Origin of the sequence: Mesorhizobium sp. M1403 (genome assembly GCF_040317695.1) — a bacterium.
Lineage (GTDB): Bacteria > Pseudomonadota > Alphaproteobacteria > Rhizobiales > Rhizobiaceae > Mesorhizobium.
Window position 1 is genome coordinate 350,557 of sequence record NZ_JAMYKY010000001.1, and the last position, 16,347, is coordinate 366,903.

The 16,347-nt window shown below is 62.8% G+C and carries 17 protein-coding genes and 1 tRNA gene; 12 read left to right on the plus strand and 6 right to left on the minus strand.

Features of this window, described 5'->3' with window-relative positions:
• The first annotated feature begins 330 nt into the window (after positions 1–330).
• The 4 genes from serS to NKH01_RS01765 all read left to right on the plus strand — a co-directional run bounded on the left by serS (position 331) and on the right by NKH01_RS01765 (position 4,852).
• Positions 331–1,635, plus strand: a complete 1,305-nt coding sequence (gene serS / locus NKH01_RS01750) for a serine--tRNA ligase (RefSeq protein WP_023720062.1) — start codon at positions 331–333, stop codon at positions 1,633–1,635.
• On the plus strand, positions 1,635–2,393 hold the full coding sequence (gene surE, locus NKH01_RS01755) for a 5'/3'-nucleotidase SurE (protein WP_023720063.1): 759 nt from the start codon (positions 1,635–1,637) through the stop codon (positions 2,391–2,393). Before serS ends, surE begins: the two co-directional genes overlap by 1 nt.
• The gene (locus NKH01_RS01760; RefSeq protein ID WP_031194310.1) at positions 2,390–3,055 is read left to right on the plus strand and encodes a protein-L-isoaspartate(D-aspartate) O-methyltransferase; all 666 of its coding nucleotides are present in this window, start codon (positions 2,390–2,392) and stop codon (positions 3,053–3,055) included. The genes surE and NKH01_RS01760 overlap by 4 nt, the downstream gene beginning before the upstream one ends.
• 264 nt (positions 3,056–3,319) lie before the next feature.
• Positions 3,320–4,852: a peptidoglycan DD-metalloendopeptidase family protein gene (locus tag NKH01_RS01765; protein ID WP_352482134.1), complete on the plus strand. Its 1,533-nt coding sequence runs from the start codon at positions 3,320–3,322 to the stop codon at positions 4,850–4,852.
• A 96-nt stretch (positions 4,853–4,948) separates the two neighbouring features.
• On the opposite strand, the gene NKH01_RS01770 is transcribed toward NKH01_RS01765, so the two are convergent.
• The gene (locus tag NKH01_RS01770; protein WP_353018655.1) at positions 4,949–5,824 is read right to left on the minus strand and encodes an ATP-binding protein; all 876 of its coding nucleotides are present in this window, start codon (positions 5,822–5,824) and stop codon (positions 4,949–4,951) included.
• Between the two features lie 286 nt (positions 5,825–6,110).
• On the opposite strand from NKH01_RS01770, the gene yajC reads away from it, so the two are divergent.
• Genes yajC through NKH01_RS01790 form a run of 4 tightly spaced genes read left to right on the plus strand, consistent with a single transcriptional unit; the run spans position 6,111 to position 10,314 of the window.
• Positions 6,111–6,452: a preprotein translocase subunit YajC gene (yajC, locus tag NKH01_RS01775; protein ID WP_023678921.1), complete on the plus strand. Its 342-nt coding sequence runs from the start codon at positions 6,111–6,113 to the stop codon at positions 6,450–6,452.
• Positions 6,453–6,503: 51 nt separating this feature from the next.
• Positions 6,504–9,056, plus strand: a complete 2,553-nt coding sequence (secDF, locus tag NKH01_RS01780) for a protein translocase subunit SecDF (protein ID WP_353018656.1) — start codon at positions 6,504–6,506, stop codon at positions 9,054–9,056.
• A gap of 15 nt (positions 9,057–9,071) precedes the next feature.
• On the plus strand, positions 9,072–9,461 hold the full coding sequence (locus NKH01_RS01785) for an Mth938-like domain-containing protein (protein ID WP_023720178.1): 390 nt from the start codon (positions 9,072–9,074) through the stop codon (positions 9,459–9,461).
• Between the two features lie 25 nt (positions 9,462–9,486).
• Positions 9,487–10,314, plus strand: a complete 828-nt coding sequence (locus NKH01_RS01790; RefSeq protein WP_023720177.1) for a phytoene/squalene synthase family protein — start codon at positions 9,487–9,489, stop codon at positions 10,312–10,314.
• Between the two features lie 26 nt (positions 10,315–10,340).
• Here the strand turns inward: NKH01_RS01790 and trmFO are convergent, their stop codons facing one another.
• Positions 10,341–11,750 carry a methylenetetrahydrofolate--tRNA-(uracil(54)-C(5))-methyltransferase (FADH(2)-oxidizing) TrmFO gene (gene trmFO / locus NKH01_RS01795; protein ID WP_023720176.1) on the minus strand — a complete coding sequence of 470 codons (1,410 nt, stop codon included), beginning with the start codon at positions 11,748–11,750 and terminating at the stop codon, positions 10,341–10,343.
• A gap of 149 nt (positions 11,751–11,899) precedes the next feature.
• On the opposite strand from trmFO, the gene NKH01_RS01800 reads away from it, so the two are divergent.
• Positions 11,900–12,451: a hypothetical protein gene (locus tag NKH01_RS01800; RefSeq protein WP_245278626.1), complete on the plus strand. Its 552-nt coding sequence runs from the start codon at positions 11,900–11,902 to the stop codon at positions 12,449–12,451.
• Between the two features lie 336 nt (positions 12,452–12,787).
• Here the strand turns inward: NKH01_RS01800 and NKH01_RS01805 are convergent, their stop codons facing one another.
• Complete coding sequence (locus NKH01_RS01805) at positions 12,788–12,928, minus strand: DUF1127 domain-containing protein (RefSeq protein ID WP_023678914.1); 141 nt, start codon at positions 12,926–12,928, stop codon at positions 12,788–12,790.
• A 48-nt stretch (positions 12,929–12,976) separates the two neighbouring features.
• Positions 12,977–13,117 carry a DUF1127 domain-containing protein gene (locus NKH01_RS01810; RefSeq protein WP_023720174.1) on the minus strand — a complete coding sequence of 47 codons (141 nt, stop codon included), beginning with the start codon at positions 13,115–13,117 and terminating at the stop codon, positions 12,977–12,979.
• A 222-nt stretch (positions 13,118–13,339) separates the two neighbouring features.
• Between NKH01_RS01810 and NKH01_RS01815 the strand changes: the two genes are divergently transcribed.
• The 3 genes from NKH01_RS01815 (at position 13,340) to NKH01_RS01825 (ending at position 15,988) form a co-directional block, all read left to right on the plus strand.
• On the plus strand, positions 13,340–14,452 hold the full coding sequence (locus NKH01_RS01815) for a DUF2157 domain-containing protein (RefSeq protein WP_352790524.1): 1,113 nt from the start codon (positions 13,340–13,342) through the stop codon (positions 14,450–14,452).
• On the plus strand, positions 14,449–15,030 hold the full coding sequence (locus tag NKH01_RS01820) for a GDYXXLXY domain-containing protein (protein WP_352482141.1): 582 nt from the start codon (positions 14,449–14,451) through the stop codon (positions 15,028–15,030). Before NKH01_RS01815 ends, NKH01_RS01820 begins: the two co-directional genes overlap by 4 nt.
• A gap of 388 nt (positions 15,031–15,418) precedes the next feature.
• Entirely contained in the window at positions 15,419–15,988 is a 570-nt protein-coding gene (locus NKH01_RS01825) for a hypothetical protein (protein WP_353018660.1), read from the plus strand.
• A gap of 13 nt (positions 15,989–16,001) precedes the next feature.
• On the opposite strand, the gene NKH01_RS01830 is transcribed toward NKH01_RS01825, so the two are convergent.
• Both NKH01_RS01830 and NKH01_RS01835 read right to left on the minus strand, forming a co-directional pair.
• Positions 16,002–16,086, minus strand: a tRNA-Leu gene (locus tag NKH01_RS01830).
• Between the two features lie 48 nt (positions 16,087–16,134).
• On the minus strand, positions 16,135–16,347 hold the full coding sequence (locus NKH01_RS01835; RefSeq protein WP_353018663.1) for a hypothetical protein: 213 nt from the start codon (positions 16,345–16,347) through the stop codon (positions 16,135–16,137).

The following is a 16,347-nucleotide window of genomic DNA, read 5'->3' on the forward strand; positions in this document are numbered from 1 at the left end:
TCAGGTTCCTTTCGACCAAATGTTGCGAGTGCTGCCTACCTGAGGTCGGCGGGACAGCGCCCCCCCTCTGTCCTGCCGGACATCTCCCCCACTTGGGGGGAGATCGGCAGCTTGGGCGACGGCTTGCTTTTTCAGCGCCGGAGATTGGCGAAAGCCGCTATGACGGCCAATCTCCCCACTCGTGGGGGAGATGTCCGGCAGGACAGAGGGGGGCGTGAAGAAACGCCAGGCTTCACATCTTGCATCGATCAGGGATGCGGTTTACGCCCTCTGGTCTTTGTTTTGGGCATTTCGTTGTCCCGAAACCGCTGCGCCGAGGACGAACAGACCATGCTTGACATCAAATGGATTCGCGACAACCCGAAGACCCTTGTCGAGGCGCTTCAGAAGCGCTCGTGGTCGGCCGGGGAGGCGCAGTCCACGGTCGACGATCTGATCGCCGCGGATGAGGCGCGGCGCGAGCATCTGACCGAGCTGCAGACCAGGCAGGAACGCCGCAACGCCGCATCGAAGGAGATCGGCAATGCCATGCGCTCGGGCGATGCCGCCCTTGCCGAACGGCTGAAGGCTGAGGTCGGCGAGATCAAGGCCTTCATCCAGAACGGCGAGGCGCGCGAACGCGAGCTCGACAAGGCGCTGAACGACGCATTGGCGGTGCTGCCCAACGTGCCGTTCGACGATGTGCCGGTCGGCAAGGACGAGCGCGACAATGTCGTCAAGCGCGTCGTCGGTGAGGTGCCGACGCGGCCGAACTGGGTGAAGGAGCATTTCGAGATCGGCGAAGCGCTCGGCATGATGGATTTCGAGCGTGCGGCCAAGCTTTCCGGCTCGCGCTTCACGGTGCTGAAAGGCGGACTGGCGCGGATGGAGCGCGCACTCGGCCAGTTCATGCTCGACCTGCATACGACCGAGCACGGCTATGTGGAGATCCAGCCGCCGCTGATGGTGCGCGACGAGGCGCTTTTCGGGACTGGGCAGCTGCCGAAATTCGAGGAGGATTTATTCTTCGTTCGGCCTGGGGACGGCAGGCTTGGCCTAATCCCAACCGCCGAAGTGCCGCTCACCAATCTCGTTCGCGATGAGATCACGCCGCACGAAAAACTTCCGCTGCGCTATACCGCGCTGACGCCTTGCTTCCGCTCGGAGGCGGGCTCGGCCGGGCGCGACACGCGCGGCATGCTGCGGCAGCACCAGTTCTACAAGGTCGAGCTGGTGTCGATAACCGATCAGGACTCGTCAGTCGCCGAGCACGAGCGCATGACGCAATGCGCCGAGGAGGTGCTGAAGCGGCTCGGCCTGCCGTTCCGCACCATGACGCTGTGCACCGGCGACATGGGCTTTGGCGCGCGCAAGACCTACGATATCGAGGTCTGGCTGCCCGGCCAGAATGCCTATCGCGAGATCTCGTCGTGCTCGGTATGCGGCGATTTCCAGGCGCGGCGCATGGACGCCCGCTACAAGGACAAGGACGGCAAGGGCAATCGCTTCGTCCACACGCTGAACGGTTCGGGCACCGCCGTCGGCCGCGCTCTCATTGCCCTCATCGAAAATTACCAGAATGAAGACGGCAGCGTAACCATTCCTGAAGCGCTTCGGCCTTACATGGGCGGTCTGGAAAAGATCGAATCGAAATAATGCGCGTCCTTCTGACCAACGACGACGGCATCCATGCCGAGGGCCTTGCATCGCTCGAACGCATCGCCCGCACGCTCTCGGACGACGTCTGGGTGGTGGCGCCGGAACAGGACCAGTCCGGCTATGCGCATTCGCTGTCGATCTCGGAGCCGCTTCGCCTCAGGAAAATCGGCGAAAAGCACTTTGCGGTGCGCGGCACGCCGACCGACTGCGTCATCATGGGCGTGAAAAAGATCCTGCCCGAAGCGCCTGACCTGATCCTGTCCGGCGTCAATTCCGGCGCCAACATCGCCGACGACGTCACCTATTCGGGCACGGTCGCCGGTGCCATGGAAGGCGCGCTGCTCGGCGTGCGATCGATCGCCATCAGCCAGGCCTATTCCTATGTCGGCGAGGATCGCGTCGTTCCCTATGAGACAACCGAGGCGCTGGCGCCGGCGCTGCTCCAAAAGCTCGTCGCCATGCCGTTGCCGGACGGCGTGCTGCTCAACGTCAATTTTCCGAATTGTGCGCCGGAAGAGATCGCCGGAACTGTGGTCACTTCGCAGGGCAAGCTGGTCCACAGCCTGTGGGTCGACGAGCGGCGCGACGGGCGCGGCCTGCCTTACTACTGGCTGCGCTTCGGCCGCGAGCCGGTCGAGGGCAAGCAAGGCAGCGACCTCCATGCCTTGCGCAATCGGCTGGTGTCGGTGACGCCGCTGCAGCTCGATCTCACCGCGCATGAAATCCGCGATCAACTGGCCAAGGCGCTCGCATGAACTTGAATCACGCTGCAACGTTCGACGAACGCGAAGGTTTCGCTGCCTTCCTGCTTCGCCTGCGCGGCAGGGGCACGGTGCCGAAGGCGCTGATCGCCGCCTTCGAGGCGACGCCGCGGCGCGGCTTCCTGTCTCCGCATTTCCACTCGATTGCCTGGTCCGACCGTATGCTGCCAATCGAATGCGGCGAGGCCATCGAAGGCGCCGACCTGCAGGCGGCGGTGATCGCGGCACTTGCCATCGAACCGGGCAACCGCGTGCTCGAGATCGGCACCGGGTCCGGCTACACGGCGGCGGTGATGTCGCGGCTTGCCGCGCGGATCGTCACCATCGACCGTTACAAGACGCTGGCCGAACAGGCCCGGCAGCGTCTCGAGGCACTCGCCATCGGCAACGTCATCGTGCGCCAGGCGGACGGTTCCAACGGGCTGGCCAACGAAGCGCCGTTCGACCGCATCGTCGCCTGGGCGGCCTTCGACAGCCTGCCGCGTTTCCTGCTCGACCAATTGTCGAGCGGCGGCATCGTCATTGCGCCCATCGGACCCGACGAGGGCGAGCAGGTGCTGGCCAAGCTGACCAAGGTCGGCAGCCGCTTCGAACGCGAGGATATCGGCCTGGTGCGTCTGCAGCCGATCCTGCGCAGTGTCGCGGCGGTCATCTAGGGTGTGTCGATATTCAGGTGAGGCCGGCCTGCAAATTGCGGCTTCCTCCGCTTCCGGTGCTCACGTACCCAAATGTACGCTCCGCTCCGGTTCTCGGAATCCACCATTTTCGGCTCGGCCTGACCTGAATCTCAACACACCCGGCGCTCGATCCTCGAAACATTTTTAAGAAAATTTGCGTCTGATTCTACAGGTTTAACCGACCGGTAACATTAACGCGCTTTAATCAGGCTCAGTTGTACCGGGTCTGTGCGGGTTAGTGCGATGCAATTCAGTGTTTTGAAGGCAAACGGACGCAATCTGGCGCGTGGCTGCGCCGTCCTCATGATCGCAGGGGCTGCGACGGGGTGTAGTTCCCAGGTGGCGCGGTTCAACAGCGTCGACGACGTGTTCACCGCCTCGACCAACAACCAGCGCGCCATCATCGACAAGCAGGATGCTGCCCAGCCCTATCCGGGCGATGTTGCGGCCGCGCCGATCGACGGCAGCCACACCCAGTCGGTCAGCCGCTCAAGCCTCGAACCCGTTACGGCGCAGCAATTGCCGCCGCCGGCTCCCGCCCTGGCACCCGCCGCTCGCCCGGTGCGTACCGCTGCCGCGCCGGCCCTGGCGCCTGCCGCTCCTCGTGTCGACAGGACGGCAACCGGCACCGTCGCTCCTGCGGCAAGGCCGTTCAAGAACGCCGAGCCCGACGCGCCGCGCGTGGCGACGGCCGCCGGCGCACCGCATGCAACCGAGATCGTCGTCAAGGACGGTGAGACCATTTCCGGCCTGTCGCGGCGCTACGGCGTGCCGGCCGACGCCATCATGAAAGTCAACGGGCTGAGCGCGACCAAAGGGCTGAAGACCGGCCAGAAGCTCGTCATCCCGGCCTATGCGTATTCGAGCAACGGCGCCGCGCCGAAAGTCGCCGATGCCAAGCCCGCGAACGGCACCAGGCACGACCAGCCGGCCGATGCGCCGGAGAAGGTGGCCGTGCTGCCGCAGCAGCCGAAGGTCAGGGAAGGCAAGTCCGCCGCGCAGGTGGATGCCTCGGCTGCCGCAAGCCAGCCGAAGGATGGAAAGGCCGCGCCAAAAACTGCTTCGGCGACGGCCAAGCCGGCCGGAGCCGGCGGCACCTACACGGTTCAGCAAGGCGATACGCTGTCCGCCATCGCCAGGAAGACCGGCGTCGGCGTCGTTGCGCTGAAGCAGGCGAACGGCATGCAGGATGGACTGCTCAAGATCGGCCAGACCCTGAAAGTGCCGGCAGGCGGAACCGCTGTCGTCGCCAGTGCGAAGCCGGCAAAGGTCGATCCGGTGACGACGGCCACCACCCAGCCGCCGGCCAAGGGCACGCCGACGCAGACGCTCGCCTCCTACACGCCGCCGAAGAAGGACGCGAAAGTCATCCAGCAGGCCGAGGACGACGATGCGGTGGCGCCGGATGCAACCGGCATCGGCAAGATGCGCTGGCCGGTGCGCGGCCGCGTGATCTCAAGCTTCGGCGGCGGCAAGGACGGCGTCGACATCGCCGTGCCTGAGGGGACGCCGGTCAAGGCAGCCGAAAACGGCGTCGTCATCTATGCCGGCGACGGCCTCAAGGAATTCGGCAACACGGTGCTGGTGCGGCACGAAAACGGTCTGGTCACCGTCTACGGCCACGCCAGCTCGATCGAGGTGCAGCGCGGCCAGAAGGTCAAGCGCGGCCAGGAAATCGCACTATCCGGCATGAGCGGCACCACCGACTCGCCGAAACTGCATTTCGAAGTGCGCAAGAACTCGGCGCCGGTCGATCCGTCGGGTTATCTCGAATAGAGAAAAAACCGTTTTTGCGGGCCGCCTGACCTTCAGCCCGCCGAGGAAGTCCGCTCCGCAAGGTGCGGGCTTCTTCTGTTGCCAGTCCTTGAGCGGCTAGTCCTTGAGCGATTTTCCGAGCCGGCCTGCCAGATCCTGGGTGAACTGCCAGGCGACGCGGCCCGAACGGCTGCCGCGCGTCGTCGCCCATTCCAGCGCCTCGGCGCGCAGCGTCTCGGGATCGATGGCGAGATCATGATGGCGGACATAGCCATCGATCATGTCGAGATATTCGTCCTGCGAACATTTGTGGAAGCCAAGCCACAGGCCGAAGCGGTCCGACAGCGAAACCTTCTCCTCGACCGCTTCCGACGGGTTGATCGCGGTCGAGCGCTCATTGTCGATCATGTCGCGCGGCAACAGATGCCGCCGGTTCGAGGTGGCATAGAAAATGACATTGGCCGGGCGGCCTTCGACGCCGCCTTCAAGTGCTGCCTTCAGCGATTTGTAGGATGTGTCGTCATGGTCGAATGACAGGTCGTCGCAAAACAAGATGAAGCGAAACGGCGCTGCCTTCAGCAGGCCCATCAGCTTCGGCAGCGTGTCGATGTCTTCGCGGTGGATCTCGATAAGCTTGAGCGGCACGTCGGGCTTGGCCGAAGCGTTGACCGAGGCGTGCGCGGCCTTGACCAGCGACGATTTGCCCATGCCGCGCGCGCCCCATAACAGCACGTTGTTGGCAGCGTAGCCGGAGGCGAAGCGCTCGGTGTTGTCGACCAATATGTCGCGGACGCGGTCGACGCCGCGGATCAGGCCGATGTCGACGCGGTTGACCTTGCGCACCGGTTCCAGATAGCCGGGATCGGCCTGCCAGACGAAGCAATCGGCCTCGCCGAGGTCGGTTTGCGGCACCGGCGGCGGGGCGAGGCGGGCCACCGCCTCGATCAGGCGGTCGAGCTTCTGGTGCAGGATATCGATAGGGCTGTCGGTCATCTCTTGTCTTTTGTTTCGCGTTTTGTTTCGCGTTCAGGACGGTGCGGGAGGGTAACCTACCTGATTTCAGCGGTTTCGAAACTCGTCCCAAGCATTTGTTCGGGCATGATCTTTTGCGAAAACCGAGCATCGCTTTTCGGGATCACCCTCTAGCACGGCTCACCAGGCCGGAAAAGCAGCCGATTTGCCCGGCCGCGCAGTTGCATTGGCAACGTTACCGACTATATTCCGGCCAAATTTGGCGGGGCCGCTTTGCGGCTGTTTTTCAAAGTTCAGGAGTACCTCGATGTTCGTGACACCGGCATACGCCCAAGGCATCGGCGGGGACTCGTCCGCAATGTTTATCCAGATCGTGCCGTTTGCTCTGATTTTCGTGATCATGTATTTTCTGATCATCCGGCCGCAGCGCACGCAGCTGAAGAAGCGCGGCGAGATGCTGGCGGCGGTTCGCCGCGGCGACACCGTCGTCACCGGCGGCGGCTTGGTCGGCAAGGTGACCAAGGTGATCGATGATAACGAGCTCGAGATCGACCTTGGCGGCGGCACCAAGGTGACGGCGCTGCGCTCGACGCTTGCCGACGTGCGCGTCAAGGGTGAGCCGGTGGCGAACCAGAACGCCAAGAAATAACCGAATTGTCGGCGGAACGATCCGCCAGTACGCCCTGACGGACGACGCCATATGCTTTATTTTTCGCGCTTCAAGATGATCCTGATCTGGCTGGCCGTGGCCGCCACAGTGGTCCTCGCTGCGCCCAACCTTTTTTCCGCCAGCACGCTGGCCAAGCTGCCCGACTGGATGCCGAAGCGGCAGATGACGCTTGGCCTCGACCTACAGGGCGGCTCGCATATCCTGCTCCGGATGGATCCGAACGATCTGATCAAGGATCGGCTGGAGGCGACGCGCGACGAAATCAGGACGCTGCTGCGCGATGCCAAGATTGGCTATACCGGTCTTTCTGGAACAGGCCGCACGGTGCAGGTCCGCATCACCGATCCCGCACAGGTGGACGCTGCCAAGGCAGCCTTGAAACCATTGACCGACCCGGTGGCCGCCGGCCTGTTCAGCGGCGGCTCCGTTCAGGAGATGGCGCTGGATGATTCCGAGCCCGGCCTGCTCAAATTCACCGTCACCGATGCCGGCATCAAATACCGCACGTCGACGGCGTTGGCGCAGTCTCTTGAGGTCGTCGAGCGTCGCGTCAACGAACTCGGCACCACCGAGCCGATCGTGCAGCGGCAAGGTGACGACCGCATTCTGGTCCAAGTGCCGGGCCTCCAGGATCCGCAGAGGCTGAAGGAAATTCTTGGCCAGACCGCCAAGCTGACCTTTCAGATGGTTGATCAGTCGATGCCGGTGCAGGATGCGCTGAACGGCCGTCCGCCGCCGGGATCCTCGGTACTGTATTCGCAGGACGACCCGCCGGTTCCGTATCTGATCGAGAATCGCGTCATCGTTTCGGGTGAAAACCTCGTCGATGCCCAGGCGACCTTCAATTCCCAGACGAGCGAGCCGGTTGTTTCGTTCCGCTTCGATTCGAAAGGGGCGCAGCGGTTCGGTCAGGCGACGGCGCAGAACGTCGGCAAGCTGTTTGCCATCATCCTCGACAACCAGGTGATTTCGGCGCCGCAGATCCGTGAACCGATCCCGGGCGGCACAGGCCAGATATCGGGGAATTTCACGGCCGAGAGCGCCAACGACCTCGCCGTGCTGTTGCGTGCCGGCGCGCTGCCGGCGACGCTGACGGTGATCGAAGAGCGCACAGTTGGCCCTGGGCTCGGCGAGGATTCCATCCATGCCGGCAAGGTCGCCGGCATCATCGGTTCGATATTGGTGGTGGCGTTCATGTTCGTCGCCTACGGGTTCCTCGGCTTCCTCGCCAACATCGCGCTGGCGGTACATGTGGCGATGATCGTCGGGCTGCTGTCGCTGCTTGGAGCGACGCTAACCTTGCCCGGTATTGCCGGTATCGTGCTGACCATCGGCATGGCGGTCGATTCCAACGTGCTGATCTATGAGCGCATTCGCGAGGAGCGACGTGCCGGCCGCTCGGTCATCCAGGCAATCGATACCGGATTCAGCAAGGCGCTGGCGACCATCGTCGATTCCAATGTCACTTCACTGATAGCGACCGTGGTGCTGTTCTATCTGGGCACGGGACCGGTGAAGGGTTTTGCCGTCACCTATGCCATCGGCATCCTGACCACGGTTTTCACCGCCTTCACCTTCACCCGCCTGCTGGTGTCGATCTGGCTTCGCCGTGCTCGTCCGAAGGAGTTGCCGCGCGCGCCGGTGACGTTCATTCCGCCGGGAACGAGAATTCCGTTCATGGGCATCCGCCGCTGGACATTCACGCTGTCCAGCGTGCTTTCGGTCCTCGCGGTTGTCGGATTCATGACCATCGACATCAATTACGGCATCGATTTCAAGGGCGGCTCACTGATCGAGGTGCAGTCCAAGTCCGGTAATGCCGATCTGGCCGACATCCGCGGCAGGCTGACGGAACTCAATATCGGCGAGGTGCAGGTTCAGCAGTTCGGCGAGCCGAACGACGTGCTGATCCGCGTGGGTACGCAGGAGGGCGGCGAGAATGCCGAGCAGACCGTCATCGACAAGGTGCGCGGCGAGCTGCAGGACCAGTATGATTTCCGCCGCGTCGAAGTGGTCGGGCCGACGGTCTCGGGCGAGCTTGCCAAGCAAGGCACCATCGCCATGCTTGTCGCGCTGCTCGGCATCCTGATCTATGTCTGGTTCCGCTTCGAATGGCAGTTCGCGGTCGGCGCCATCGTTGCGACCGTGCATGACGTGGTCATGACGATCGGCTTCTTCGTCATCACCGGCCTGGAATTCAACCAGTCGTCGCTGGCGGCGATCCTCACCATCATCGGTTATTCGCTCAACGATACGATCGTCGTCTATGACCGTGTTCGCGAGGATCTGCGAAAATACAAGCGAATGCCGCTGCCGCAATTGCTGAACAACGCCATCAACGAGACGCTGTCGAGGACGACGCTGACCTCGGTGACGACGATCCTGGCGCTGCTGGCGCTGGTGCTGTTCGGCGGCGAGGTGATCCGCTCGTTCACCATGGCCATGCTGTTCGGCGTCGTGTTCGGCACCTATTCGTCGATCTTTATCGCCGCGCCACTGCTTATCCTGTTCAAGCTGCGGCCGCAGGCCACAGCATCCGATGAGGAAAAGCCGGTGGGCGGCGGCAAAGCCATAGCCACCTGACGGCTTGCCGCAAAAGTGGCCAAGGGCATCGTCATCCGCGAGGCGCATTTCCCCGGCCGCGCACCGATCGAGGCTTACGGCAATGGCGGTTTCCGCTTTGCCGACATGTCGCACCGCGGCTCGCTGCTGTGCCTGCCTTCTGGCATCTATGGCTGGGAGCCGGCCGATCCGCTGGCGCTGACGGCAGCGGATTTCACCAAGCTGTTCAACGAGGCCGACAAGGTCGAGATCCTGCTGGTCGGCAGCGGCAAGGATCTGAGGCCATTGCCGGCGGCGTTGCGTGCTGCGCTGAAGGATGCCGGCATTTCCGCCGATCCGATGTCGACCGGGGCGGCAGTGCGGACCTATAATGTGCTGCTGGCTGAAGACCGCGCCGTGGCCGCAGCACTCATCGCCGTCGACTGACGTGGCCGAAAACACCAAAGCCGTCATGGAGACGGTGCGCGCCGCCGATCATGACCGCTATCTCGCCGCGCTCTACGCGCCCGAAGACAAGCGGGACGCGGTGTTTTCGCTCTATGCCTTCAACGCCGAAATTGCCGGCATACGCGATCGCATCCGCGAAGCGCTGCCGGGTGAAGTCCGGCTGCAATGGTGGCGAGACGTCATCGCCGCCGAAGAGGATCGCGCTAAGGTCGGCCATCCCGTGGCGGACGCGCTGAGGGCGACTATTTCCGCTCACCGCCTGCCCAAGGCCGCTTTCGACAATATGCTCGAAGCGCGCGTCTTCGATCTCTATGACGACCCGATGCCGTCGCGCACCGATCTCGAAGGCTATTGCGGCGAGACTGCCGCCGCGCTCATCCAGCTTGCGGCGATGGTGCTCGATCCGGTCGAAGCACCGCGCTTTGCCGAACTTGCCGGCAGGGCAGGTTGTGCGCAGGCGATGACCGGTCTCCTGCTTCTGCTGCCGCTGCATCGTAAGCGGGGACAGTGCTTCGTTCCGGCCGACATTCTGGCTGCGGCGGGATCGTCGCCGCAAGAGTTCGCTACAGGTGACGGCGGGCCGGGCGCGGAACGCGCCGTTGCCGCGATGATCGCGCTGGCACGCGAGCATCTCTCAGCTTTCGAGCAGGGGGCGTCCGCCCTGCCGATTTCACTGCGTCCGGCGTTTCTGCCGCTGGCGCTGACGGGCGCCTATCTCGGCAAGATGGACGGCTCCCGCCATTCACCGCTTGATGGCGCGGTGCGGCTTTCGGCCTTGCACCGGCATTGGCTCTTGTTCCGGCGCGCAACGCGGGGCTGGCCGGTCGCATAAAGGCTGCCGCGTAGCCAACCCGACCGTTATTCCGCAGCTTCCGCCTGCGCCGGCAGCCCGAGCCATTCGCGGCAATCGGCCAGCGCGCGCGATGTCACCGCGTGCCGCTTGGCGACCGTCTTGTCCTTGCCGCGCAGCCGCTTGCCTTCGATCTTTGGCGCGTCCACGGGCGGGAACAGGCCGAAATTGACGTTCATCGGCTGGAAAGAGCGCTTTCCCGGCTCGTCGTCGGAGACAATATGGCCGCCGGTGATGTGGTTGAGCAGCGCGCCGAAAGCGGTGGTCAACGGCGGCAGCGACGGCGCATGGCCAAGCCTTTCGGCGGCGGCGAAACGCCCGGCGAGCAGGCCGATGGCGGCACTCTCGACATAGCCCTCACAGCCGGTGATCTGGCCGGCAAAACGCAAGCCGGGCCGCGACTTCAACTGCAGCGAAGCGTCGAGCAGCGTCGGCGAATTGATGTAGGTGTTGCGGTGCAGGCCGCCGAGGCGGGCGAACTCGGCGTTTTCCAGCCCGGGAATGGTGCGGAAAATGCGCACCTGCTCGGCGTGCTTCAGCTTGGTCTGGAAGCCGACCATGTTGTAGAGCGTGCCCAGTGCGTTGTCCTGGCGAAGCTGGACGACGGCATAGGCCTTTACAGACGGATTGTGTGCATTGGTCAGCCCCATCGGCTTCATCGGCCCGTAACGCAATGTCTCGATGCCACGCTCGGCCATCACCTCGATCGGCAGGCAGCCGTCGAAATAGGGCGTGCCTTCCCATTGCTTGAATTCGGTTTTCTGGCCGTCGACCAGCGCCTGCACGAAGGCAAGGTACTGCTCCTTGTCCATCGGGCAGTTGATGTAATCCTTGCCGGTGCCGCCGGGGCCGACCTTGTCGTAGCGCGACTGGAACCAGCAGATATCCATGTCGATCGTGTCGAAATGGACGATCGGCGCGATGGCGTCGAAGAAGGCGAGCGCGTCGGCGCCGGTTGCTTCCGCGATCGACTGGGCGAGCGAAGGGGCGGTCAGCGGGCCGGTGGCGACGATCGCCTGGTCCCAGTCCGCCGGCGGCAGGCCAGGCACTTCCTCGCGCCGGATGGTGATGAGTGGGTGCGCTTCGAGCTTTCTGGTGACCGCTTCGGAAAATCCGTCGCGGTCGACGGCCAGCGCACCGCCGGCCGGCACCTGGTGCGCGTCGCCGGCGCTCATGATCAGCGAACCGGCGAGCCGCATTTCGGCATGCAGCAGGCCGACGGCATTGGCTTGCGCATCGTCGGAGCGGAAGGAATTGGAACAGACGAGCTCGGCCAGCCCGTCGGTCTTGTGCGCATCGGTGCCGCGGACGGGACGCATTTCATGCAGGATAACCGGAATGCCGGCTTCGGCCGCCTGCCAAGCAGCTTCGGAGCCGGCGAGACCGCCACCGATGACGTGAATGGGATTTGTGTTCATGAGCGCCGAAATAATCCCTTGGCGCGGCGATTGCAATTACACGAATCAGCCGCGCTGTTGCCGCCGCGCGCTGCAATCGTCTACTATTGCGAATGGGTGGGAGTCTCGGGGTCTTTGCCAGAGCGACATTTCTGACAGTCGTGATCGCCGTGGGCGGATCAGCAGCGGCCGGCGAACCGGCCGCGACGGCTTCCAAGCGGATCCCCATATGCCATGGTTACGGTTGCAACTATCGCACGACGCTGGCGCTTGGCCCCAGTGACGGTGCGCGTTTCCGCTCTATCCTGCGTGCGGGCGCGGGTTCGCCCCAGGCCGAGCGCTCCGCTATTTCGAAGGCCGTCCGCTATTTCGAACAGCGCATTTTCCAGGCCATCGGCGTCCGCGACCAGCCGCAGTCGAAATTCGGTGCATCGCGCGTCAGAGGCCAGATGGATTGTGTCGACGAATCGACCAATACGCATGCGTTGCTGGTCTATCTTGCCGAGCGAAAACTGCTCAGGTTTCATAAGGTCGAGGACAAGGCCTCGCGAGGCCTGTTTGTCGACGGGCGCTATCCGCATTGGACGGCGGTGATCAGCGACCGCGGCGGTACAGAATGGGTGGTGGATTCCTGGTATGCGCCGATGGGCGGCGCGCCGGATATTTTTCCGCTGAGCCAGTGGAAGAAGCGAGGCGTGCTGAAGAGCGGCGCGCTGGACTGACGACGGGGACGTCCCGCCAAAAACGGCTCCCAGGGCGTTTCGAGCCTGAAAACAACAACACCCGCCGGGGGAGGAGGTCCGGCGGGTGTCGTTTTGTTGGCCGATCCTCGGGAGGAGGTGAAGATCGACCGTATTCGTCATCGCCGGGGAGGAGGTCGGCTTTGACGAAATTCCTTTCGCCATTTGAAAGGGCGCGAAACCCTTCTTAGAAACAACGCCCGCCGGGGGAGGAGGTCCGGCGGGCGCCGTTTTTGTGGTCAACCCTCGGGAGGAGGTGAAGGCTGACCGTATCCGTCAGGGTCGGGGAGGAGGTCGACCCTGGCGAAATTCTGCTGGTTAGATCGCCCTGCGAGCGACCATCTTGATCTCGTCGCGGACGATGCCGAGATCATTGAGCTGGCGGTTTGACAGGCGACCCAGCTCGGTAACCGTCTCGCGGTAGACGCGCCAGTTACGATAGTTGCGGATCAGGTTCATTGTCGTTCTCTTTCAAAACTGGTTCGGACCATTTGCGGTCCGAAAGGATTAGACCGCCTTGCGGGCGACGTAGTGGATGTCGCCGCGGCTGATGCCGAGGTCGGTCAGTTCACGGGTGCTCAGGCGGCTCAGCTCAGAAACGGTGTCCCGGTAGCGGCGCCAGTTGCGATAGTTGCGGATCAGGTTCATGGTATTCTCGTTTCGTCTTTCTTTCGGATCATTCCGTCTTTGTGTGCACCGTGAAGATAAGAGGGGTCATATCGATTTAAAAGCGCTATTGGTGCATGGCAGCAATGCAAATTGTGCATTGCAGCATTAACGCGCGTCCAGTTTTCTGCCCAGATCGGAAAATGCCGTTAGGTCAAACGCTTGGGCGGACGAGCTAAAAGGGCTAAACAAAGGGGGAGGGGCATGGCGAGCTATTCGTCACGGGTCAGGTTGGATATCGCACGATGGCAGCAGGCCGGCCTGATCGACGCGCCGACAGCCGACGTGCTGACGCGCGACGTCGAGGCCAACGAACGCAAATCGCTGAGCTTCGGCTCGATCCTGGCGATGATGGCGGCACTGTTGTTCGGCGCGGCCATCCTGATCTTCATCGCCGCCAACTGGGAAGTCATCCCGCGGCTGGTACGGGTCGCAGCACTCTTTGCCGTTATCCTTGCCGGCTATGTCGGCGGCGCGGTGCTGAAAATGCGTGACCATGCGGCGATCGGCGAAGCGCTGTGGATCGTCGCGGCAGCAGCGTTCGGCGGATCGATCGCGCTGATCGGCCAGATGTACCATTTGTCTGGCGACGAGGCCTCCGCCGTGGTCACCTGGGGCGCCGGCACGGCGCTGGCGGCGGTGGCGCTGCGCTCGAACCCGCTGACCGTCGCTGCCGTCGGCATCGCCGATGCCTGGCTGTTCCTGAAAGGCTTCGAGTATCGCGCGGAATTCCCGCATCTCTTCGTCGTCATGGCGCTGGTGCTGTTTGCCGTTTCGTTCTGGACGCGCAGCCAGGCGGCGCGCCACCTGATCATCCTGTCGGTGCTGTTCTATCTCGTGCTCCTGGTGACGCGGTACGACACGCTGCAAGTCGCTATCCCGCTCGTTGTCGCGTCGGTGCTGCTTTTTATCGCTGCGATCTTTGCTGCCGGGCCGGTCGACAGGATCTTGCAACTGGGTGGCAGGCTGCCCCTGCACGCGCTGATCGGCTTTCTCACCGGCCTGGCGATGATCCAGTTCGAACTGGCGGATGAAAGCAGCTACAGCAGCGGCTTCGCCATTGCCTCGGCTGTTGCGCTGGCCGGCATCGTCGCGGCGATCGTGCTGGGCGGCCGCGAGAGCCGGGGACTGCGCTGGGTTGCCTATGCGGGCTTCGCCTTCGAACTCGCCATCATCTATGTGGTGATGCTGCAATCAATGCTCGACACGGCAGGCTTCTTCCTTGCGGCGGCGGTGCTTCTCGCCGTTCTTGCTTTCATTATCATCCGCATAGAAAAGCGCATGAACGCTCCGGATATGACAGGTGCAGCAGCATGATGACCGGCAAAAGACTGATCATCTCGGCGCTGGTCCTGGCGCTCGTCCAGATCGGCTTTCTGAGTTGGATCATCGCCGGACGCGCGGCGATCCTGCGCGACGGCAAGCAAGTCCTGCTCAGGGTTGAGCCGATCGATCCGCGCGATCTCTTGCGTGGTGACTACATTCTGCTCGGCTACGACATTTCGCGCATACCGGTGAAGCTGATCGGCAACATTCCACCCGGCAAGCTGGCGAGTGACGACACGCCGATCGTGGTCAGGCTGAAGCCGGGCGCCGACGGCTATTGGGGTCCGACCGCGGCTTGGTTCGGGCAAGCGCCGGTGCCGGCAGCATCCGGTGAAGCCGATATCGTCGGACACGTCTCCGAGGGCTCGGATCTCAGCGCAGCCACGACGATCGCGCCGGATTACGGCATCGAGCGCTTCTATTTGCCGGAGGGCGAGGGCATGGCGATCCAGAATGACATGCGGGTGCGGCCGTTCGGCATCCGCGTCGCGATCGCGGCCAACGGCACGGCGCAGATCAAGGCGCTGGTGGACGGCGACAAGACGCTGTTCGAGGAGCCGCTCTATTGAAGCGTGGAAGAATCTAGGTGTCGGCGCTCTGGGGATCGAAATGGTGGGCCATAGTGGCGCCTGTCCCCCTTCGCCAAGGCTTCGGGGACAGTCCTTCGTCACGAGCTTCGAGTGGCCTGCCACCCGAAGCTCGAAGAGCGAAGGGTGGTGCGGATGAAGGGACTCGAACCCCCACGCCTTTCGGCACTGGAACCTAAATCCACTGTCGGGGGTGGTCTGGCGCGGGGAAAAGGCATGTTTCTCAACGCTTGGACCTACACCAAGTGCGTCGATCAGCTTCGTCATGGTGGCTTATGACACGCTGATGTCACAACCCGTGTCACAAGTTTACGCCGCCTTGGCATAATTCGTTGCCGGCGGTAAGGTCATGTTTTGAGGGGGTAATCCAATGTCGAACCGAGAGGCACTGCGCAAACTTAGCAGAAAGGTTCCGTCCAAGCCCGAGATCGACGCAATCATGAACGGCTTGAGTTCAGAACCCGATTTGGCCACTGCAATTACAGGAGCAGCATTGGCCGAAGCCGCCCTAGAAAACCTTTTGATCGGTAAGTTCAAACACAGCAGCCCAAATCTCATTGGGCAGCTCTTTCTAAACCGTGGACCGCTGATGGACTTCCACTCGAAAATCCTAGTGGCGCAGGCTTTCGGGGTGATAACATCCTCCATGGCCGAAGAATTTCATTCGATCAAAGCGATCCGCAATGCATTCGCCCATTCAAAGGTCCCCCTCGGGTTTGATCACGAAATCATCGGCCGAGAAGTCACTTCAATGGCCATGGGCGCTGCGATCAGAAAGAAGACTGATTCGGCCCATACGCTGGGAAACCGAGAGTGGTTTCTTCTAACCGTCCGTCTACTTCTGATTATCTTGGACGAACTACAGGATAGCCCACACAGCGCTGACCGGGCGCTTCGTCTGGTGTTGGAGAAGCCTGACAACCCAGTGGAAGTGGCCTGAGCCCCGGTTTTTGTGGTGCGGGTAGAGGGACTCGAACCCCCATGTTTCTCAACGCTTGGACCTAAACCAAGTGCGTCTACCAATTCCGCCATACCCGCCGATCTGGTGACCTGTGCCACGTCCATGCCACAAGCCATGTCACAAGTTCAAGCCGTTGTTTGAGGGATCACCTCGAACTCGTCGGCGTAGAGGATGCTCGTTTTGCCTGCGGCGTTGACCGCCTCCACCACCCCGATCTCGTGATGGTCAGGGTCGGTGATGGTCACCGTGTCCCCTGTGGCGAAGCCATCGGTATGGTGCGCCCAATCGGGATTGGTCACGCGGATGCGCTGGCCGACGAAGTTTGCTTTCTTGAACAT